Origin of the sequence: Kitasatospora sp. NPDC004669, from assembly GCF_040609455.1 — a bacterium.
Classification (GTDB): domain Bacteria; phylum Actinomycetota; class Actinomycetes; order Streptomycetales; family Streptomycetaceae; genus Kitasatospora.
Map to the genome: position 1 here is coordinate 96,325 of NZ_JBEXKB010000017.1, position 17,098 is coordinate 113,422.

Genomic DNA, 17,098 nt, shown 5'->3' on the forward strand with positions numbered 1-17,098 from the left:
CCCAGTGAGCCGCCAGGGCGTGCGGAGCCCGTCGCCCGTCGCCCGTCGCCCGTCGCCGGTCAGCCGGAGGCCTTGCCGCAGAGCGCCTTCTCCAGGACGGCCTGGTAGAGCCGATCGGACTTGCCGGAGTCGCTCTTGTCGTACTCGTTGTACGACAGCGTGAGCTGCCGGCTGCCGTCCCGCGTCCCGAGCACGGCGGTCGAGTAGCCCGGGATGTCGCCGGTGTGCCCCCAGACCTGGCCGCAGGAGAGGTTGTAGCGGGTCACGCCGAGCCCGTACTCGCCGCCGTTGCCGCCGGGGACCGGCACCGTGGTGGTCATCTCGGCGAGCTGCGCCGGGGCGAGCAGTCGGCCGCCGAACAGCGCCTCGTGGAAGCGGTTGAGGTCGTCGGTGGTGGAGATCCCGGCGCCGGCCGCGTCCGCGATGGTCGGGGAGAGTCGGGTGACGTCCCCCGGGCCTTCGGGGAACTTGAAGTAGCCGTGCGCGTGCGGTCCGGGGATCGCGGTGGAGGAGTCGGGCATGGACGTGTGGCGCAGTCCGAGCGGCCGGATGATCCGGTCGGCCACCTCCTCCCGCCAACTGCGGCCGGTGACCTTCTCGATGAGCATGCCGACGACGACGTAGTTGGTGTTGGAGTAGTGCCACCCCTGCCCGGGCGCGAAGTAGGGCGGCATGGCGGTGCCGATGGCCAGCAGCTGTTCCGGCGTGTACTCGATCCAGCGTCCGGTGGCGAGGAACTCCCGGTTGCCCGCCTCGGTGTTGGAGCGGACGTGCGGGTCGTCGAGGTAGTTGTGCAACCCGCTGGTGTGGTTGAGGAGTTGGCGGACGGTGATGTGGCCGCCGTCGGGTACGGTGCCGGGCAGGTAGTGCTCGATCGGGTCGTCCAGCTCGATCCGCCCTTCGCCGACCAGCTGGAGGGTGACGGTGGAGACGAAGGTCTTGGTGACGCTGGCGATCCTGAACCGCCCGTCGGCGCGCGCCGGTCGGCCGGTGTCCAGGTCGGCGGTGCCGGCCGCGCCGCGCCAGGTGACCCGGCCGTGGTCGCGGATCTCCGCGAACGCGGCCGTGCTGACGCCCTGCTCGACCATGGCGTTCAGCTCGGGCCGTAAGTCGGCCGGGCTCTGCGCCGGGACGACCGGCGTGGCGGCCGCGGCGCCGGGCGCGAGCGTGGCGACGGTGGCGGTGGCAAGTGCGGCAGCGGCGACCCGGGCGCCGAACCGCGCGCTGATTCGGTGACGGGACGGATGAGGTGTGGTCATGCCCGTCACGCTCGCATCGGCGGCCGCCGATGGTCCTCCTCCCGGCGAAGGGCCCGGCTCTCCGTCTTCTGAAGGAGAGCCGGGCCCCGTTCGGAGGATGCGCGAGTTGTTGTCAGGCGACGCCTGCTACCAGGTGTCGATGCCCATCTTCTTGGCCGCCTTGTGGATGGCGTTGTAGTGGTCGATCGACATGTCGGACTTCTTCTGGTTCGCGGGCAGCTTGCGGTCCGCCGCCCGGAACTCGTCCCGGGCCGCGGCGAGCATGTCGGTGCCGTAGGACACCGGGACGTCCTTGACGCCGTGGGCCGGGTGGGACTTGGCGGCCGTCAGGCTGCCCGCCTTCGTCAGGGTGCTTTTGGCATCGTTGTAGTCGGCGGTCTTGATCGTCTTCGGGTTGCGGACCTGCGCCTGCACCCCGGCCACCGAGCGGGTCTGCTCGGCGGCCATGGCCACGGGGGCGACGGCGGCGGTGAGGGCGCCCGTCATCACGACGGTCGCGAGGGCGTTACGAACGATCCTGTTCATACGAAGTCCTTTCCGTGAAAATCTCAAAGATTCGCCTCCGCATCGGACATGGGGATGGTCGGAGTGCGAACGTCTCGGCACTACCCCTGCCCTCGGCAGCGGAAAACCGGCCTCCGTCGGGTTCATGCGGAAGCGATGGGATCAAGCCGTTTCTGGATTCACGGAAGTCGTATCGTCAGACTGTGGCGGTGAAACCTTCCCTCTCCCCCGACCTGGACGAGATCGAGCGCCTGTTCGCCGCCGTGGCCGAGGGCCGGGTGAGCCGGGACGAGGCCGACCGCTGGGCCGGCCGCCGGCTGCTCGACGACGAGTTGGAGTGGGACGACCTCTCCCTCTGGGCACTCGGGCTGCTCCACGGCATCGACCTCCCCGCCGGCCCCGAGGGCCCGTACCTGCACGACGATGAGCAGGTGCGGGAGTGGCTCGGTGAACTGCGCCGCCGTGGTGCCCGGTGAGGGCCTATGCGTTGGACCAGGAGCGGGTGGACAGCACCAGCAGGTAGCCGTCCGGGTCCTGGACGGTCACGCCCCAGGTGTCCCAGTACGGGTTGTGGGCGGGGACCCGCTTGCCGCCGTGCTGTTCGAGCCGCTCGACCAGCGAGTCCGGCACCGGCTCGCCGAGGTAGACGACCAGGAGGTCCTCGGCGGTCGGCCGCGGCTCGACCGGGGCGGCGGGGTCGTGGACCAGCTCCAGGTGCCACGCGGCGTCGGGCCAGCCGGCCATGAGGAGCGAGTGCTCGCCGGGGGTGCCGTCCGTCTCGTGCCGGTAGAGGACGTCGAGCCCGAGCCCCGAGATCCAGAAGTCCTCCGCCGCGCGGAGGTCGCGCGAGGGGCGGGCGATGCGGATGTGGGCGGTGGCGTCAGCAGGCATGGTGCTACTTCCTGGGGAACGGGGCGCGGGTCCGTGATCGGCGGTGGCTGCGAGCCTAGGGAGCACCTCGTCGGGTGCCATCGGGCGCTGGTCCTAGTCCTCGGTGCCGAGGAGGTATCGGCCCGGGCCGACAGGGTCCGGTGGGCCCTCAGTCGGAGTTGGCCCACACCAGGAGCCCGGGCCCGTCCGGCGTGATCACCGGTACCCACGCCTCGTCGATCTCGCGCACCCGGCTCTCGTCCAGCCGCAGGTCGTGCGGCTCCTCGGTGTGCCCGTCGCAGGCCCAGTAGGAGAGGCCCCGCACGATCTCCCGCAGCGTGTCGAGTTCGCCGTCCGACCACGGGTGGTTCCATGTCCCGGCGCCCCGGAACTCCCGCTCGAACAGCTCCCGGAGGGCCGCCAACGCGTCCGGGCCGAACAACGGCACCAGGAAGCCCTCAGCCTGCCCCTGGCGGCAGGCGGTGCCGCCGTACTGCTGCTGGTAGTGGACGCCGGTAGGGGCCGCGACGATCACGTACAGCCACCCGCTTCCGCCTGCCGTGCCGTCCGGGTCGAGGAACACGAATCGTCGAGTACCCATGGCGGCAGTCTTCTCGCCGGTCGGCCGCCGGCTCAACAGGGTTTGATGTCCGGGCTCCCGTCTAGGCTGCGTGCCCATGGTCGAACGACGGGACACGCTGCAGGAAACCGGGGACCCGACGTGGGCGGGCGTGCGGGAGCGGGTGGCCGCGCTGGCCGGCGATCCGCGCAGCGCGGTGGTGTTCGGTTCCAGCGGGCACCGGTTCCGGCTGGACGAGCCGCTGACGGCGGCGGAGCTCGCCGACCTTGAGGTGCGGACCGGGGCTGAACTGCCCGAGGAGTACCGGCGGTTCCTGCTGAACGTCGGCGCGGGCGGCGCCGGTCCGGCGCACGGGGTGTTCCCGGTGCGCAAGGCGCAGGGCCGTTGGCGCTGGGAGGGCGACGGCGCGGACCTGGCCGACCTGTCCCGGCTGGCCGAGCCGTTCCCCCGGCAGGGCCCCGATCCCGAGCTGGTGCGGGCGCTGCTCGCGGAGCGCCCGGAGGAGGAGGACTTCGAGGAGAACGGGAAGGTCGAGGAGTTCGACGACGCCGGCGAGGCCTGGGACGAACGCTGGGAGCCCGTGATGTTCGCCCCGGAGCGCACCGCGGGCGCCGTCGTGATCTCCCACCTCGGCTGCGCCGCACGGCAATGGCTGATTGTGAGCGGCCCCGAGCGGGGCCGGATCTGGTCCGACAACCGAGTGGACGACGAGGACCTCACCCCGCTGCTCGACGAGCACGGCCGGCCGGTGACCTTCGCCCGGTGGTACCTCGGCTGGCTCGCGGAGAGCGAGCGGCAGGTGGCCGGCACCCCCGCCGCGGCCGGGTGACCGCGCCGACCCGGGGCCGAAAATGCCGGGATCCCGCCGCCCGTCCTTGGTTAGCCTCGACGCCATGACCTGGCTGCCTGATGACTTCGTCCACCCCGTCCACGTCCCCCTGCTCAGCGGCGACTACCACCTGCGGCCGATCACGGAGGCCGACGCCGCCCTCGACTATCCGGCCGTGATGGGCTCCCGTGAGCGCCTGTGGGGCATCTTCGGCCCGGCCTGGGGCTGGCCCGCGGAGACGATGACCTTCGAAGCGAACCGGATCGACCTGGCACGCCACGAGCGGGAGATCGCCGCCCACCAGTCCTTCAACTACGTCCTGCTCGACCGCGCCGAGACCGCGATCCTCGGCTGCGTCTACATCGACCCGCCGGCGCGGACCGGCGCGGACGGCGAACTCTCGTGGTGGGTGGTGGACGAGCTGGTCGACGGTGAGGTGGAGCAGGCGTTGGACGCCCTGGTGCCGCAGTGGATCGCCGCCGACTGGCCGTTCCAGCGGCCGCGTTACCTGGGGCGGGACATCTCCTGGCAGGACTGGATGGCGCTGCCGGCGTCCTGATCCTCCGGCACCGACGCCCGAGAGCAGCGCGGTGAGCTCTCAGGCGTCGGCCTGCCCGATCGGCGGCGGAGACGGCTCCGCGGGCGGTGGCAGTGGCGAGTAGCGGGCGCGGTTGGGGTTGAAGTGGGCCAGGTGGTATGTCGCGCCCTCGAACTCCAGCTCCATCGGCGGAGGATCCGTCACCGGCGGGGCCCAGCGGATGTAGTTCTCACCCTCGACCTCGATCTGCGTCTCCAGCCTCGGCGTGCCCCAATACCGCACGTAGCTCTCCGCGCGCTCCGCCGTCCAGAGCGGTCCGCCGCCGAGCGCCTTCAGCAGGGCGGGGCTGTAGACGGCGCGGACCCGGAAGTTCTCCAGGTGCCGACGCGGGACGACGATCGAGATGTAGCGGCGGCTGTTGCCCCGGTGCCTTCCGGCGACGGGCACGCTCGGGCTGCCGTTGTCCCACCGCAGGGGGCCGACCCACACCTTGGCCCCGGGGGCGAAGTGCCGCAGCCCGGTGCGGATCTCCGTTCCGCCGTCGCCGTGGCCGGTCTCCCGCGCGACGTTCGCCACCACGCAGAGGCCCAGTGATTCAGGGCCGGTCTCGCTCGCCATGGCCACCATGCCGGCCGAGCGGGACCCTTGCCCGGTAGCGGTTGTCGGGCGGGGCCGGGGCTCAGCCGGCCCGCACCACATCCGACTGGGGGATGTCGATCGTGTGGATGTCGCCGAGGATGTCCACGGTCAGCTGCACGCGTCCCCGGTCGGGGTCGAGGGCCACCACGGGTCCGGTGAAGTCCGTGAACGGCCCGCCGGTGACCCGTACGTCATCACCGATCCGCAGACCTGCCTCGTGCGACACGCCGCTTCCTTCCCCCGACCGCAAACGCGGACGGGGTCCGGCACCGTTGAAGGCGCCGGACCCCGTCCGACTGTGGAGCGCCAGGCCCGGGTTGCACGGACTCTTCCTACTGAAAGTAGGACGTGCTCTGGTAGCACCGCTGACGCCTGACGAGGAATCATTCTCCCTCGCGACAAGAAGAATATTAGCAGCTCAAGACCCATGCGACGAACCACGGGGTGAGGGGTCCGCCTCAGCGGCGTTCGGCCGCCCGGAGCAGGCGCGGCGGGAGGTACGGGGACTCGACGTTGATCGCCCAGCCGCGGCGGCGGGCGTGGCAGACGAGGGCGAGGACGTCGAGGTTGATCGCGGCGTCGGGATCGGTGGGGCGGTCGGCGACGGAGTAGTGGTCGCGATGGGCTTCCAGGGCGTCGATCAGGGCGAGGTTGAAGCCGTTCTGGTCGCCGTCCACCAGCTGGGCGAGCAGGGCGACCGGCGGCGCGGGGAAGCCCGACCCCTTGGCGAGTTCGGCTTCGTGCAGGGCCTTCTCGGTGGCGGGGGCGGGGTCGACGGCCCGGAAGTAGTCGTGCAGGGCGACGCGGTACGCGGCGTAGACCGAGCGGTCGGCGGCGCAGCCGGTCGGTCCGGTGAGGACGAGCGGGGCGAGGTCCTCGCGGACGCCGGTGATCAGGGCGAAGTTGAGGGCCGAGTGCCAGCGGCCGGGGTGGGTGCTGTCGTCCCGGGTCGCGGGGAAGGCGACCGTCCTGCCGTCGATGACCACCTCGACGCTGGTGCCCGGTTCGGCGAGGGCGATCCGGAAGAGGGCTGCGCCGATCTGCGAGGCGCGGTGGAGGTCGGTGAGCTGGGTGTCGGTGACGTCGGGGGTCTGGGAGGCGCGGACCTGGAAGAGGAGCGCTTGCCGGGACAGGGCGTGGGCGAGGTGGGCGACGGCGTGGGGGTCGTTGGGGGAGGGGTTGACCGCTTCCTGGACGGAGCTCTCGAACAGGGCCTCGCTGCCGGGGTGGAGGGGGAGTGCCGGGGTCGGGCGGTCGACGCGGACCGGCCAGGTCACCGTGGTGCGGCCGGGGGTCGCGAAGTTGGTGACGAGGGCGTGGGGGAGGTAGTCGGTGTCGACGGCGGGTGTCCAGCCGTGGGCCCGGTGGGCGAGTGCGGCGAGCGCGAGGGGGAGCAGGGGGAGGAGGCTGCTCGGCCGGGCGGCGGGGGTGAGGGCCCGAAGGAGGGCGGTCAGGCCCGAGTCGAAGGCTGCGCGGTCCTCGGCGGCTACGGCGCGCAGGGTGCGGAGGGCGAGGGCGGCTTCGCTGTCCCGGTCCTCGATCCGGGCGAGCGCGGCGTCGATGGCGGCGAGCTTCTGTTCGGCGGTCGCGGGGTGGGGGGCGTCGTGGTCGCGGGTGTCGCCGAAGAGGTGGGCCATGAAGCCGTCGACGAGTTCGGCCGCGGCGTAGCCCGCACCGGCGGGCATGTCCTGCCAGGTGTAGAAGAAGGCCTCGCCGTGCCGGGCGACGTTGTCGGAGAGGATCGCGAGGCAGAGTGCGTCGAGCCAGCGCTGCGGGAGGACGATGCTCGGGCGGGCGGTGTCGTCGGCGCCCTCGGTGTCCTCGGGGCCGTAGCCCATCCCGAAGTTCGGGTAGTCGAGGAAGACGTGGAAGGGGCAGTGGGGGTAGTACGCGGCGAACGCGATGGCTCCGGTGGCGGCCGCGGTGGCGTCCTTGAGGACGGCCTTGGCCTCCGGGGTGTCGAGAGCCGGGGTTTCGAGGGAGAGGGCGCCGAGGTAGTCGAGGAACTCGTCGCAGATCAGCCGCCATTCGGTGGCGGTCATCAGGCCGGCTCGCGAGTAGGAGCGGACCTGGCCTCCGATCCGGTCGGCGAAGCCTTCGCGGGCCGCCGAGACGGCTGACTCGTCGACCTGGTGGCGCTCGATCCGCACAGTTCTGCTCCTTGCTTCCTCACTTGATCGCCAGCCTATGCGCAGGATCGGACAAGGCTGCGTGAGAAGGGGGTGGGCCGTTCAAGGAACGGCCCACCCCCTTCATGCGGATCAGATGTCGAACTCCCCGGCCCGGATGGCGGAGACGAGGTCACGCCATTCGTCGGTGGTGAGTTGGGCGATGGCGTCGGGCAGAAGGCTGCTGCGGAGGTAGACGGCGTCGGTAGTCACGGCAACCTCGGGGCAGTTATTTCCATCACCGCACGCGCTGGGCTTTCGCCATTCCACAGGATCCCTCACAGGCTGTTCATGATGCTGGAGATCACGTCACGAGAGGCCGATGGATCGAGAGCGCGATCACGCATCGCCCTGATGATGTTCCGGTAGTTCTCCAGCTGGTTCATCTCGGTCAGGAACGCTGGCGATCCTACGGAGTCCAGCTGGACTGTATCGAGGCGGGGTACTGGCCCGCTCGCGTACAGCACTGCGTGACCTGCACCCTTGAAGCCCCCGGCCTTGAACTCCAATACGCGCAGTGTCACGTTGGGGGCTTCCGAGAGCTCAAGCAACTGTTTCAGCTGTTCCCGGGCGACTGCCGCACCTCCGAACTCCATACGCAGTGCGGCCTCGTGCACAATCGCTTCGTATTCGAGCGGATCGTTACGTGTCAGGAGCTCTGCCCGCCGCATTCGGTTCTCGACTCGTGCTTCGATGTTCAGCGGTCGCAGCGGCGGATAGACCTCTTGGAAGATCGCCCGCGCTGTGTCCTCGGTCTGCATGAGTCCCGGCGCATGGCAGATCTGATACGTCACCAACGCCCGCGCGTAGTGTTCGACCTCGGAGATCTCAAGAATCCCGGCAGGGACAAGTCCTCTGTGCTCCTCCCACCACCCCTTGGTGCGATCAGCGGCCAACTCGGCGACAGCATCCACATACGCGGAGTCGGCCTCCTCGTACTCGGCGGCGAGCGCCAGGACACGTTCAGGGCTGATCGGGTAGGTGCCCTGCTCGATCAGTGTGATCTTGCTGCGGTCCAGCCCAAGAACGGCGGCAGCGTCTCCAGCCGTGCGCCCGGCGGCCTCTCGCATCTTTCGCAGCTCGATGCCGACGCGCTTGCGGCGTGCGGTTGGGGTAGGTGGCATCTCCCCAGCATCCATCGTCCGTGCGCGCCGAGTCCAGCGAGCAGATAGGCACATCTTCCTGCACTCGCTAGCAAATTTGCTATCGCATGCCCTACAGTCTGTGATGCACCGATCACCGAACGGATCGTCAGTAACGCCGCTCGGGCACCGAAGAGCACCCATGTCCAGTGGGCTTGTTCACGGCGACGCATCCGCCGGTCTCACCCTTCCTCCCCTGGGAGACCCCTGTGCGCAACCTCAACTCCCCCTCTCTCACCCTCTCCCGCGACGCCCTCCGCGACGGCATGACCCGCGCGGGCTGGCCGCCCTCCTCCATCGCGGACGCCGAACTCGCCATGGTCGAACTCATCGTCAACGCCTGGCGCCACGCGGAGACGACCTCCCCCGTCGTCCTCATCCTCTTCCTCTCCAGCACCCTCCGCGTCAGCGTCTCCGACCGCAGCCCGAAGCTCCCGGAGCGGTGCAGCCCCTCTGCGCTTGCCGAGTCCGGCCGGGGCCTCCAGCTCGTCGAAGGCCTCACCCATCGCTGGGGTGTCGACCCCCAGAAGCTCGGCAAAACCATCTGGTTCGAGCTGGAGCTGGACGGTGTCGCGTGAGCGCCCATCACCCCATCCATCCCGCCGACCCGGCCCTGCTTCACCTCACTGCCCGCCAGCTCACCGAACTCATCGTCGAACTCCGCACGGAGGGTCGTGAGTTCGGTCTGCTCTGGCCCTCCGCGAACCCGGGCGAGATCAACCTCCAGGGCCGTCCGCTCGTCAACCTCGGCAACATCCCGGCCAGCACCCTGATCAACCTCCTCGCCCTCATCCGCGAGTACAAGCGCAACCGCGACGCCGGAGGAGCGATCGGGGCGGGCGACGGATACAGTCTCGCGTCGCCCCACGAATGAATCGAAGGAAGCCGATGCGTCGCCTCACCGCAGCATGTCTGCTCGTGACCACTGCCGCAGCACTGACGGGCTGCGCGAGCACAACTCCTGCCAGCAGCAAGGCGGTGGCCACCTCGGCGGCCGCTTCCACCACGGAGGCGGCCGCGCCTCCCGCCTCCTCTTCCGCCCCCGCGAGCCCGAGCCCCAGCGGCAGCACCAGTGCCGCGCAGGCCTGGGCCCTGAAGTCCTCGCAGTTCAGCACGGTGAGTTCCGCGGTGATCCCGATGGCCGCGACCATCACGAGCGCGAACGGGGATGCCAAGACCGTCGGCAAGGCGTGCACCGCGATGGCGGCGACGGTCAACGGGCTGCAGCCGGAAGCGGGCGCACCGCAGGAGTGGGTGCAGGTCCTCGGCGACCTGCAGAAGGTCGCCACGCGCTGTGACGCGGTGACCTCCGGCGACCCCGCCGCCTACGAGCAGTTGGACGCGGACTTCGCCGACGCGATGGCCCATCTCGAACCGCTGGTCGGGTGACCGTCCAACCGGGCCCGTGATGTGCCACGGGCCCGAGCCGGGCGGGCCGCTACCGGAAGTCCACCGCGTGGTCCCGTACCCACGAGCGGAAGCTGCGCGCCGGGCGCCCGAGCACCCGCTCCACCGTGTCCGTCACCCGCTCCGGCTCCCGGGTGAACGACTCCCAGGCGCGCAGCCGGGACTCCACGAACGCCGCGTTCCCCCAGGCCGCCGTCAGTTGCTCGCGGGCCGTCTCCGGCGCCAGCTCCTCCCAGCGCACCTGACTGCCGAGCTCCTCGCCGATGATCCGCGCCAGCTCGGCATGGGCGATCGACTCCGGCCCGGTGACCACGTACTTACCGCCGTCGTGTCCGCCCTCGGTGAGCGCCGCCACCGCCACGTCCGCGATGTCCCGCTCGTGGATCAGCGAGCGGCGCGCCTCGCCGTACGGCCAGCGGACGACGCCCTGGCGTACCTGGTCGGCCCAGCCGAGCATGTTGCCCGCGAAGTCGATCGCCCGTACGAAGGTCCAGCCCAGGCCGGACCGGCGGATCAACCGCTCGATCTCCTGGTGGAAGATCACCGCCGGCTCGTCGTCCGCGAGGTCGGCCACATCCGCCGACAGATAGACGACCCGCTCGGCGTGCTCGGCCATCAGCTCCACCACCCGCGGCTGCACCGGGATCCCCGGCCACATCAGGTAGACGCTCTCCACCCCGCCCCGCAGCGCGTCCACCAGGCTCTCCGGCGCCGCCAGATCCCCCCGCACGGCCTCCACCCCCGCGGGCAGGTCGGCCCTGGCGCCGTCCCGCACCAACGCCCGTACCTCGTGCCCGCCTTCGGCAAGTGCGGCCACAACATGCCTGCCCACACTGCCGTTTGCGCCGATCACCAGAATCTTGGTCATGTCTGCCCCGAACAGCGGGCGGGCCCGGACTATGCCCCGGCCGCGACCGGCCCGCAGGCCCGGCCCGCCCGGTGCCACCGCTGTCGCGGCGGCCGAGGCCGTGCGAGGATGCCTGCGATGAGCCTGCGCCTCTACCAACTCGCCGTGGACGCCGCCGATCCCGCCGCGCTCGCCCGCTTCTGGGCCCGGGCGCTGGGCTACCGGGTTCTCCTGGAGACCCCGGAGGAGGTGGTGATCGGCGCGGACGAGACGGCCTACCCGGGCATCGTCTTCGTCCCCGTCCCGGAGTCCACGTCCGGCAAGAACCGGCTGCACCTCGACCTCGCCCCCGACGACCAGGCCGCCGCCCAGGTCGCCCGCCTCCTCGCCCTGGGCGCCACCCGCGTCGACGTCGGCCAGCCCGCCGAGGCCTCCTGGGTCGTCCTCGCGGACCCCGAGGGGAACGAGTTCTGCGTGCTCTCCCCGAAGAAGTCCCTGACGGCCTAGCGGGCCCGCTGATCCCGCTGCGCCTGCCGCCGCCACTGCGAAGGGGTCAGGCCCCGGGCCCGTTTGAAGGCCGTGCTGAACGCGAACGGGTCCTCGTACCCCACCGCGCGGGCCACCGCCGCCACGGTCGCCTCGGTGTCGCGCAGCAGGTCCGCGCCCAGGGCCATCCGCCAGCCGGTGAGGTACCCGAGCGGGGGCTCGCCCACCAGGGCGGTGAAACGGGCGGCGAAGGCGGCGCGGGAGAGGCCGACCCGCCCGGCCAGCTCGGCGACCGTCCAGCGGTGCGCCGGGGCCTCGTGCAGCAGGCGCAGCGCGTCACCGATCGCCGGGGCGGCCAACGCGCCGTACCAGGAGGGGGTTCGGGCTCCGCTGTCGGAGGTGCACCAGGCCCGCAGGGCGAGCACCAGCACCAGGTCCAGCGCCCGGTTGAGGACCGCGTCCTGGCCAGGCTCCTCCTGGGTGACCTCGACGGAGAGCAGCTCCAGCGCCGCCCGGGTGCGCGGCCCGGCGGGGACCACGGCCAGCGGCGGGAGCATCCCCAGCAGGCGCTCGCCGACGTCGCCGCGCAGTTCGTAGGTGCCCCGGAGCAGGGTGGTGGCGCCGGGCAGGCCGTCGCCGTACGTGCGGGGCGCCAGGTGTTGCCCGACGGACGCCGTGCCGTCGAGGAACTGCTTGCGGCCCGCGCGGATCACCACCTGCGGTGGGGTGTCGGGGGAGTCGGCGACGGTGTACCCGCCGGTGACGCCGCTGATCAGGGCGATGTCCCCGGCGGCCAGCTCCCGTGGCGTCCCGGGGCCGGAGTCCAGCCGCAGGCAGGCGCGGCCGCCCAGGGCGGTGACCACGGTGAGCGGCGGGGCCTCGGCGAAGGTCATCGACCACGGCGGCCGCTGGACCAGCTGCCGGACGGCCGCGTTCCTGGCCCGGGCGCGGTGCAGCAGATCGCTCAGCACGTCCATGGCGGCCACGGTAGCCGGTGCGGGCGGGCCCGGTGCTGGACGATCACCGAGGGATCGGCGACGTTCTCCCATGGATCGTCCGGTCGTGCCCGGGTTGGCTGGAGGCCATGAAGACCATCCTCGTCCTGGGCGGCACCGGCACGACCGGCCGCCGCATCGCCCACCGCCTGACCGCCGCCGGCCACCCCGTCCGTACGGCCGCCCGCACCGGCGGCGACGTCCGACTCGATCTGGCCGACCCGGCGACCTTCGCACCCGCCCTCGCCGGGGTGGACGCCGTCTACCTGGTGGAGCCCGACCTGCGGACCGGCCCCGACCAGCGGGAGCGCATCCCGCGCCTGGTCGCCGAGGCGGTCGGCGCGGGCGTGCGGCGGCTGGTGCTGCTCTCCGCTCACGGGGTCGGCCGGGCGGGCGAGGACCACCCGCTCAAGGCCGCCGAACGGGCCGTCCGGGAGTCGGGTGTGGACTGGGTGGTGATCCAACCCGGCTGGTTCGCACAGAACTTCAGTGAGTCCTTCTGGCTGCCGGCCGTGCGCTCCGGCATCCTCGCCGTGCCGGTCGGCGACGGCCGCACTCCCTTCGTCGACGCCGAGGACATCGCCGCGGTCGCGGCCGCCGCGCTCACCGAGGAGCGCCACAGCGGACAGACCTACCAGGTCACCGGCCCCCGGGCGCTGGGCTTCGGGGAGGCGGCCGCCCTGATCTCCGCCGCCGTCGGCCGTACCGTCCGCCACCTCGACGTCGACCCGGACGTCTTCGCCGAGCGCATGACCGCCGAGGGCGGGGTGCCGGCCGAGGTGGCGCGGCGGGTGACCGACCTGCTGGTGGACATCCGGGAGGGGCGCGGTCCTGAGGTGTCCGACGGTGTGGAGCGCGCCCTCGGTCGCCCGGCGCGGTCGTTCGAGCAGTTCGTCACCGCGGCCGCCGCGGCGGGACATTGGGCCTGAGCCGAAACACGTGACGGTTTCGCGGCTAGGCTGGCCGGATGTCCGACGACCGGTTGCAGTTCACCGTCCTGGGGAGCGCCACGCCCTACCCGAGCGCGGACAACCCCTGCTCCGGATACCTGGTGTCCGGCGGGGGCGGCCGGGTCTGGGTGGACGCCGGCACCGGCACGCTGGGCCCGCTCCAGCGGTACGCGCGGCTGGACGAGCTGGACGCGATCTGGATCTCGCACCTGCACGCCGACCACTGCGCCGACCTGCTCACCGCCTACTACGGCGCCCTGTACGCCGACATCCGGCTCGCCGCGCCGATCCCGCTCTACGGCCCGCCCGGCATCGCGGACCGGCTGGCGGACTTCCTGACCAACTCGGCGCGGCGCAGCCCGGTCGAATCCGCCTTCGCCGTCACCGAGTTGTCCGACGGGCACCGGGTGACGGTCGGCCGGATGACGCTGACCAGCCGGGCGGTGGACCACGGCATGCCGGCCTTCGCCCTGCGGGTGGAGGCCGGCGGCCGCTCGCTGGTCTACTCCGGCGACACCGCGCCGTGCGCCGCGCTCACCGAACTGGCCGCCGGCTGCGACCTGTTGCTGTGCGAGGCGGAGGGCGACGACCCGGCGCACCACACCCCCGAACAGGCCGGCGCGACCGCCACCGCGGCCGCCGCGCGCCGCCTGGTCGTCACCCACGTCGGCCGGGCCGTGCCCCCCGGGCGGGCGGTCGCCCGCGCCGCGGCCCACTTCGCGGGGCCCGTCGAGCACGCCGATCCAGGGGCGGTCTTCACGGTCTGACCGCCCGAACCCGGCGGCCCGGCCCGTGCCGACGAACCCGTCCTGTTCAGCCGGCCGCGCTCAACCCGCCACGCGCACCACGTACTTGCCCGTGCCCCGCCCCTCCTGCATGGCGTCGTGCGCGGCGGGGACGGCCTCCAGGCCCGGCAGTTCGGTGAGCGGGATGTTCAGCCCGCGGTTCGCCTGCAGGTCGAGGGTGGTGCGGATGGCCCGGGCGAGGTGCTCGGGGGCGGTGGCGGCGAAGGCGCGGTGGCTGAAGCCGGTGACGGAGAGGTTGCCGGCCATCAGGCGCCCGAGCGGGGGCAGGTCGCTGACGGCGCCGCCGCCCGCGTTGCCGAACAGGACGATCCGGCCGCCGGGCGCGGTGACGTCGAGGTCGAGCTCCAGGGCGGTGGTGCCCAGCGGGTCGAGCACCAGGTCGACGCCCCGGCCGTCGGTCGCGGCGCGGACGGCGTCGGCGAGCTTCTCGTCGCGGGCGAAGGCGTGGTCGTAGCCCGACTCGACGGCGGCTGCGGCCTTCTCCGGGCGTCCGACCGTGCCGATCAGCGTGCCCAGGCCGCCGAGCAGCGGGACCAGCTGGGCGATCGCGCTGCCGACGCCGCCGCCGGCCGAGTGGACCAGGACGTTGTCCGTGGCCCTCAGGCGACCCGCGTCGGTCAGCAGCAGGACGGCGGTGGCGAGGCCCAGCGGTGCGGCGGCGGCCGCACTGAGCTCCAGCCCGTCCGGTACCGGCACGGTCCGCGAGCTCGGCGACGACGACCTCGGCCAGCCCGCCGCCGACCGGCGCGGCCACCACCCGGTCGCCGACGGCCAGGCCGGTGACGCCCTCGCCGAGCTCGCGGACCGTGCCGGCCACCTCCTTGCCCGGCAGGTACGGCCACTCGGCGGTGTAGCCGCCGTCGCCCCGGCGGGCCATCACGTCCACGAAGTTCAGTCCGGCCCAGGCGACGTCGATCGCCACCTGACCGGGGCCGGGGCGCGGTGCCTCGATCTGCCGGACCTCGGAGTTCTCGGCTCCGCCGGCTGCGGTCATCACCAGTGCGCGCATGTTCGCGCCCCCTCCACTACGATGTTCGACGAACGGCGAAATTGCCGTGGGCCATTGCTACCACGCCTTTTCGATAGTTGTCGAACATCGCAGATCAGGGAGGTTGTCCATGCCCCGCAGCACCCGCCGCCGACCGGCGCTCGCGCACCCCGCGACCGAGGAGATCGACCTGTACGACGTCCTGCACGCGCTCGCCGACCCCACCCGGATGACCATCGTCCGCGTTCTGCGCACCGAACCGGAGCGAGCCTGCGGCACCTTCCCGGTGGACGTCGCGCCGTCCACCCTCAGCCACCACTTCAAGGTGCTGCGCGAGTCGGGTGTGATCACCCAGCGCGAGGAGGCCAACCGCCGGTTCTCCGCGCTGCGCACGGTCGACCTGGAGCGGCGCTTCCCCGGCCTTCTCGACACGGTCCTCGCCGCACTCGCCCGCAACGAGGCGGCCGACACGGCCTAGGACTCGGCAGCGGCCGCGCGGTGCCGGCGGTGGTACGAAACGGTGACCGCCGCCAACAACGGGCCCCAGGCGACCGCCGGCAGGTAGAGGAAGCCGACCGCCAGGTGCCCGAGCGGGGTCATGTTCGGGTGCGGCACCGCCCACCACGCGGCGAACGGCGTCCAGAGCGCGATCAGCCCGGTCGCGCCGAGCGAGGCCGCGATGACGACGGCGCGCGGGTTGACCGGGCGCCCGCCGAGGAACGGGATCCACCGCGGCGGCACCGTGCCCCAGGGCCGGACCAGGCCGAGGGTGAGCAGGGCCAGCCCCTCGGTGAGCAGGCTCAGGGTGACCGGCCAGACCGCGTCCCAGCCGGTGAAGCCCACCGCGTGGTAGCCCGCGTCGGTGTAGCCGCCGTGCCAGCCCAGGACCAGCCCGAGCCGCCACAGCCCGGCCGGCAGGGCGGTGACCGCGGCGATCCGCGCGGCGCGGACGGCCCAGCGGGGCGGGGCGGGGGCGGCGGCGGCGGGCTGAGGCGTTGTCATGCGTCCACCCTGCCGCCCGGGCCGCACCTGCCGCGTCCGTCCGCCGACGGGCTTCGGCCGGACCCCTCCCCCCGGCGGGGGAGATCCGGCTCAGCCCGTCGGTCGAGCGGTGGCGTCGAGCCGTTGGGCCGTTGGGCCGTTGGGCCGTCGGGCCGTCGGGCCGTCGGGTCGTCGGGTCGGGTCAGCGCAGCCGAGAGGAGGACAGGATCGACGCCAGGTGCGCCACCACCATGCCCCAGGTGATCACCGTGATCCCGGCGAGCGCCGCCCGGGTCGCGTCCAGGTTGCCGAGCCCGGCGTCCACCGCGGCCGCTGCCAGCAGCACCAGGGAGGCCTCGATGCCGTTGGTCACCCGGTGGATCTTGAAGATCGAGGCGAGCCTACGGGCCGTCGCGATGCCCTGGGAGCGCGGCTGGGTCGACTCCTCGTCCGCCGGCGGCTGCCCGCTGCGGGCGCGGGCCACGTCCACCAGGTCCGTCGAGGCCTTCAGCAGCACCACGCCCAGCGCGGCTGCCAGGCCCGCCGACACCCACAGCTCCGAGCCGCCGCGCGCCGCCCGCACGCCCGCGCCGATCATCAGCGCGGCGTCCGCCAGATAGGCGCCGAGCCGGTCCACGTACACCCCGGCCATGCTGAACTGGCGCTTCCAGCGCGCCACTTCGCCGTCCACGCAGTCGAACAGCAGGAACAGCTGGAACAGCACCGCCGCCAGCGCCGCGCCGGTCAGGCCCGGGATCAGCAGGGCCGCACCGCCGCCGACCCCGCACACCACCATCACCCAGGTCAGGGTGTTCGGCGAGACCGAGGTCCGCACCAGCTGCCGGGTGGTGCGCAGCGAGATCGCCCGCATGTACATCCGGCCCGCCCAGTGCTCGCCGTTGCGGCTCTGCAGCTTGGCCTGCGGCTGGCACACCTCGCGCAACTCGGCGAGCGCCGGAGCAGCCACCATGACGACATCCCTCCACCTGTCCCGTAACGGTCACCACAGGCTACGGCCTCCGGAGCACTGCTTTGACCAGCCCGTTCGACGGTGAACAGGAGAACGGGCAGGACGGTGCGGAGGAGGTGGAAAGGGCAGTGGAGGAGGC

Annotated in this window: 24 protein-coding genes and 1 pseudogene; 10 read left to right on the plus strand and 15 right to left on the minus strand. The window is 72.4% G+C overall.

Annotation, left to right across the window (positions count from 1 at the left end):
* Positions 1 to 59 precede the first annotated feature (59 nt).
* Together ABZW30_RS17090 and ABZW30_RS17095 are read right to left on the minus strand one after the other, a co-directional pair.
* Positions 60 to 1,259, minus strand: coding sequence for a serine hydrolase domain-containing protein (locus ABZW30_RS17090; protein WP_355671895.1), 1,200 nt, complete (start codon positions 1,257 to 1,259; stop codon positions 60 to 62).
* A gap of 126 nt (positions 1,260 to 1,385) precedes the next feature.
* A complete protein-coding gene (locus ABZW30_RS17095) occupies positions 1,386 to 1,784 on the minus strand; it encodes a hypothetical protein (protein WP_355671896.1) in 399 nt (132 codons plus the stop codon).
* A 188-nt stretch (positions 1,785 to 1,972) separates the two neighbouring features.
* Here ABZW30_RS17095 and ABZW30_RS17100 point away from each other — a divergent pair, with 188 nt between their 5' ends.
* Complete coding sequence (locus ABZW30_RS17100) at positions 1,973 to 2,239, plus strand: hypothetical protein (protein WP_355671897.1); 267 nt, start codon at positions 1,973 to 1,975, stop codon at positions 2,237 to 2,239.
* 4 nt (positions 2,240 to 2,243) lie between these two features.
* Here the strand turns inward: ABZW30_RS17100 and ABZW30_RS17105 are convergent, their stop codons facing one another.
* Both ABZW30_RS17105 and ABZW30_RS17110 read right to left on the minus strand, forming a co-directional pair.
* Positions 2,244 to 2,654, minus strand: a complete 411-nt coding sequence (locus tag ABZW30_RS17105) for a VOC family protein (protein ID WP_355671898.1) — start codon at positions 2,652 to 2,654, stop codon at positions 2,244 to 2,246.
* Between the two features lie 148 nt (positions 2,655 to 2,802).
* A complete protein-coding gene (locus tag ABZW30_RS17110; RefSeq protein ID WP_355671899.1) occupies positions 2,803 to 3,234 on the minus strand; it encodes a DUF6210 family protein in 432 nt (143 codons plus the stop codon).
* Between the two features lie 76 nt (positions 3,235 to 3,310).
* On the opposite strand from ABZW30_RS17110, the gene ABZW30_RS17115 reads away from it, so the two are divergent.
* Together ABZW30_RS17115 and ABZW30_RS17120 are read left to right on the plus strand one after the other, a co-directional pair.
* The gene (locus ABZW30_RS17115; protein ID WP_355671900.1) at positions 3,311 to 4,042 is read left to right on the plus strand and encodes an SMI1/KNR4 family protein; all 732 of its coding nucleotides are present in this window, start codon (positions 3,311 to 3,313) and stop codon (positions 4,040 to 4,042) included.
* Between the two features lie 64 nt (positions 4,043 to 4,106).
* On the plus strand, positions 4,107 to 4,601 hold the full coding sequence (locus tag ABZW30_RS17120; RefSeq protein WP_355671901.1) for an N-acetyltransferase: 495 nt from the start codon (positions 4,107 to 4,109) through the stop codon (positions 4,599 to 4,601).
* 39 nt (positions 4,602 to 4,640) lie between these two features.
* On the opposite strand, the gene ABZW30_RS17125 is transcribed toward ABZW30_RS17120, so the two are convergent.
* From ABZW30_RS17125 to ABZW30_RS17145, 5 genes are all read right to left on the minus strand, one after another.
* A complete protein-coding gene (locus ABZW30_RS17125; RefSeq protein ID WP_355671902.1) occupies positions 4,641 to 5,198 on the minus strand; it encodes a hypothetical protein in 558 nt (185 codons plus the stop codon).
* Positions 5,199 to 5,259: 61 nt separating this feature from the next.
* Positions 5,260 to 5,445 carry a KOW motif-containing protein gene (locus tag ABZW30_RS17130; RefSeq protein WP_355671903.1) on the minus strand — a complete coding sequence of 62 codons (186 nt, stop codon included), beginning with the start codon at positions 5,443 to 5,445 and terminating at the stop codon, positions 5,260 to 5,262.
* 232 nt (positions 5,446 to 5,677) lie between these two features.
* On the minus strand, positions 5,678 to 7,369 hold the full coding sequence (locus ABZW30_RS17135; RefSeq protein ID WP_355671904.1) for an Imm49 family immunity protein: 1,692 nt from the start codon (positions 7,367 to 7,369) through the stop codon (positions 5,678 to 5,680).
* A 111-nt stretch (positions 7,370 to 7,480) separates the two neighbouring features.
* Positions 7,481 to 7,669, minus strand: coding sequence for a DUF397 domain-containing protein (locus ABZW30_RS17140; protein ID WP_355671905.1), 189 nt, complete (start codon positions 7,667 to 7,669; stop codon positions 7,481 to 7,483).
* Positions 7,666 to 8,511, minus strand: a complete 846-nt coding sequence (locus tag ABZW30_RS17145) for a helix-turn-helix transcriptional regulator (protein WP_355671906.1) — start codon at positions 8,509 to 8,511, stop codon at positions 7,666 to 7,668. The genes ABZW30_RS17140 and ABZW30_RS17145 overlap by 4 nt, the downstream gene beginning before the upstream one ends.
* A 227-nt stretch (positions 8,512 to 8,738) precedes the next feature.
* Here ABZW30_RS17145 and ABZW30_RS17150 point away from each other — a divergent pair, with 227 nt between their 5' ends.
* The 3 genes from ABZW30_RS17150 to ABZW30_RS17160 are packed head-to-tail and all read left to right on the plus strand — an operon-like array spanning position 8,739 to position 9,918.
* Complete coding sequence (locus tag ABZW30_RS17150; protein ID WP_355671907.1) at positions 8,739 to 9,107, plus strand: ATP-binding protein; 369 nt, start codon at positions 8,739 to 8,741, stop codon at positions 9,105 to 9,107.
* A complete protein-coding gene (locus ABZW30_RS17155; protein WP_355671908.1) occupies positions 9,104 to 9,403 on the plus strand; it encodes a hypothetical protein in 300 nt (99 codons plus the stop codon). Before ABZW30_RS17150 ends, ABZW30_RS17155 begins: the two co-directional genes overlap by 4 nt.
* A 44-nt stretch (positions 9,404 to 9,447) precedes the next feature.
* Positions 9,448 to 9,918 carry a hypothetical protein gene (locus ABZW30_RS17160; protein WP_355671909.1) on the plus strand — a complete coding sequence of 157 codons (471 nt, stop codon included), beginning with the start codon at positions 9,448 to 9,450 and terminating at the stop codon, positions 9,916 to 9,918.
* Between the two features lie 49 nt (positions 9,919 to 9,967).
* Here the strand turns inward: ABZW30_RS17160 and ABZW30_RS17165 are convergent, their stop codons facing one another.
* Positions 9,968 to 10,804, minus strand: coding sequence for an NmrA family NAD(P)-binding protein (locus tag ABZW30_RS17165; protein WP_355671910.1), 837 nt, complete (start codon positions 10,802 to 10,804; stop codon positions 9,968 to 9,970).
* Positions 10,805 to 10,921: 117 nt separating this feature from the next.
* On the opposite strand from ABZW30_RS17165, the gene ABZW30_RS17170 reads away from it, so the two are divergent.
* Complete coding sequence (locus tag ABZW30_RS17170) at positions 10,922 to 11,290, plus strand: VOC family protein (RefSeq protein WP_355671911.1); 369 nt, start codon at positions 10,922 to 10,924, stop codon at positions 11,288 to 11,290.
* Here ABZW30_RS17170 and ABZW30_RS17175 read toward each other — a convergent pair.
* Positions 11,287 to 12,246 carry an AraC family transcriptional regulator gene (locus ABZW30_RS17175; RefSeq protein ID WP_355671912.1) on the minus strand — a complete coding sequence of 320 codons (960 nt, stop codon included), beginning with the start codon at positions 12,244 to 12,246 and terminating at the stop codon, positions 11,287 to 11,289. The two genes, ABZW30_RS17170 and ABZW30_RS17175, sit on opposite strands and share 4 nt — an antisense overlap.
* Before the next feature lie 107 nt (positions 12,247 to 12,353).
* Here ABZW30_RS17175 and ABZW30_RS17180 point away from each other — a divergent pair, with 107 nt between their 5' ends.
* Positions 12,354 to 13,193: an NAD(P)H-binding protein gene (locus tag ABZW30_RS17180; protein ID WP_355671913.1), complete on the plus strand. Its 840-nt coding sequence runs from the start codon at positions 12,354 to 12,356 to the stop codon at positions 13,191 to 13,193.
* A gap of 38 nt (positions 13,194 to 13,231) precedes the next feature.
* Complete coding sequence (locus ABZW30_RS17185; protein WP_355671914.1) at positions 13,232 to 13,981, plus strand: MBL fold metallo-hydrolase; 750 nt, start codon at positions 13,232 to 13,234, stop codon at positions 13,979 to 13,981.
* Positions 13,982 to 14,041: 60 nt separating this feature from the next.
* On the opposite strand, the gene ABZW30_RS17190 is transcribed toward ABZW30_RS17185, so the two are convergent.
* Positions 14,042 to 14,716 (minus strand): zinc-binding dehydrogenase, encoded by a 675-nt coding sequence (locus tag ABZW30_RS17190; protein WP_355671915.1) that lies wholly within the window; start codon positions 14,714 to 14,716, stop codon positions 14,042 to 14,044.
* 103 nt (positions 14,717 to 14,819) lie between these two features.
* Positions 14,820 to 15,029, minus strand: a pseudogene (locus tag ABZW30_RS17195) (alcohol dehydrogenase catalytic domain-containing protein); the annotation flags it as partial.
* Positions 15,030 to 15,138: 109 nt separating this feature from the next.
* Here ABZW30_RS17195 and ABZW30_RS17200 point away from each other — a divergent pair.
* Complete coding sequence (locus tag ABZW30_RS17200) at positions 15,139 to 15,486, plus strand: helix-turn-helix domain-containing protein (protein ID WP_355671916.1); 348 nt, start codon at positions 15,139 to 15,141, stop codon at positions 15,484 to 15,486.
* Here the strand turns inward: ABZW30_RS17200 and ABZW30_RS17205 are convergent.
* Positions 15,483 to 16,010, minus strand: coding sequence for a hypothetical protein (locus tag ABZW30_RS17205; protein ID WP_355671917.1), 528 nt, complete (start codon positions 16,008 to 16,010; stop codon positions 15,483 to 15,485). The two genes, ABZW30_RS17200 and ABZW30_RS17205, sit on opposite strands and share 4 nt — an antisense overlap.
* 181 nt (positions 16,011 to 16,191) lie before the next feature.
* The gene (locus ABZW30_RS17210; RefSeq protein WP_355671918.1) at positions 16,192 to 16,959 is read right to left on the minus strand and encodes a CDP-alcohol phosphatidyltransferase family protein; all 768 of its coding nucleotides are present in this window, start codon (positions 16,957 to 16,959) and stop codon (positions 16,192 to 16,194) included.
* Positions 16,960 to 17,098 lie beyond the last annotated feature (139 nt).

Bases quoted from the DNA above. Each gene is read 5' to 3' on its own strand.
- ABZW30_RS17090 (WP_355671895.1), bottom strand. From the start codon at position 1,259: ATGACCACACCTCATCCGTCCCGTCACCGAATCAGCGCGCGGTTCGGC.
- ABZW30_RS17095 (WP_355671896.1), bottom strand. From the start codon at position 1,784: ATGAACAGGATCGTTCGTAACGCCCTCGCGACCGTCGTGATGACGGGC.
- ABZW30_RS17105 (WP_355671898.1), bottom strand. From the start codon at position 2,654: ATGCCTGCTGACGCCACCGCCCACATCCGCATCGCCCGCCCCTCGCGC.
- ABZW30_RS17110 (WP_355671899.1), bottom strand. From the start codon at position 3,234: ATGGGTACTCGACGATTCGTGTTCCTCGACCCGGACGGCACGGCAGGC.
- ABZW30_RS17115 (WP_355671900.1), top strand. From the start codon at position 3,311: ATGGTCGAACGACGGGACACGCTGCAGGAAACCGGGGACCCGACGTGG.
- ABZW30_RS17120 (WP_355671901.1), top strand. From the start codon at position 4,107: ATGACCTGGCTGCCTGATGACTTCGTCCACCCCGTCCACGTCCCCCTG.
- ABZW30_RS17125 (WP_355671902.1), bottom strand. From the start codon at position 5,198: ATGGCGAGCGAGACCGGCCCTGAATCACTGGGCCTCTGCGTGGTGGCG.
- ABZW30_RS17145 (WP_355671906.1), bottom strand. From the start codon at position 8,511: ATGCCACCTACCCCAACCGCACGCCGCAAGCGCGTCGGCATCGAGCTG.
- ABZW30_RS17165 (WP_355671910.1), bottom strand. From the start codon at position 10,804: ATGACCAAGATTCTGGTGATCGGCGCAAACGGCAGTGTGGGCAGGCAT.
- ABZW30_RS17170 (WP_355671911.1), top strand. From the start codon at position 10,922: ATGAGCCTGCGCCTCTACCAACTCGCCGTGGACGCCGCCGATCCCGCC.
- ABZW30_RS17175 (WP_355671912.1), bottom strand. From the start codon at position 12,246: ATGGACGTGCTGAGCGATCTGCTGCACCGCGCCCGGGCCAGGAACGCG.
- ABZW30_RS17180 (WP_355671913.1), top strand. From the start codon at position 12,354: ATGAAGACCATCCTCGTCCTGGGCGGCACCGGCACGACCGGCCGCCGC.
- ABZW30_RS17185 (WP_355671914.1), top strand. From the start codon at position 13,232: ATGTCCGACGACCGGTTGCAGTTCACCGTCCTGGGGAGCGCCACGCCC.
- ABZW30_RS17200 (WP_355671916.1), top strand. From the start codon at position 15,139: ATGCCCCGCAGCACCCGCCGCCGACCGGCGCTCGCGCACCCCGCGACC.
- ABZW30_RS17205 (WP_355671917.1), bottom strand. From the start codon at position 16,010: ATGACAACGCCTCAGCCCGCCGCCGCCGCCCCCGCCCCGCCCCGCTGG.
- ABZW30_RS17210 (WP_355671918.1), bottom strand. From the start codon at position 16,959: ATGGTGGCTGCTCCGGCGCTCGCCGAGTTGCGCGAGGTGTGCCAGCCG.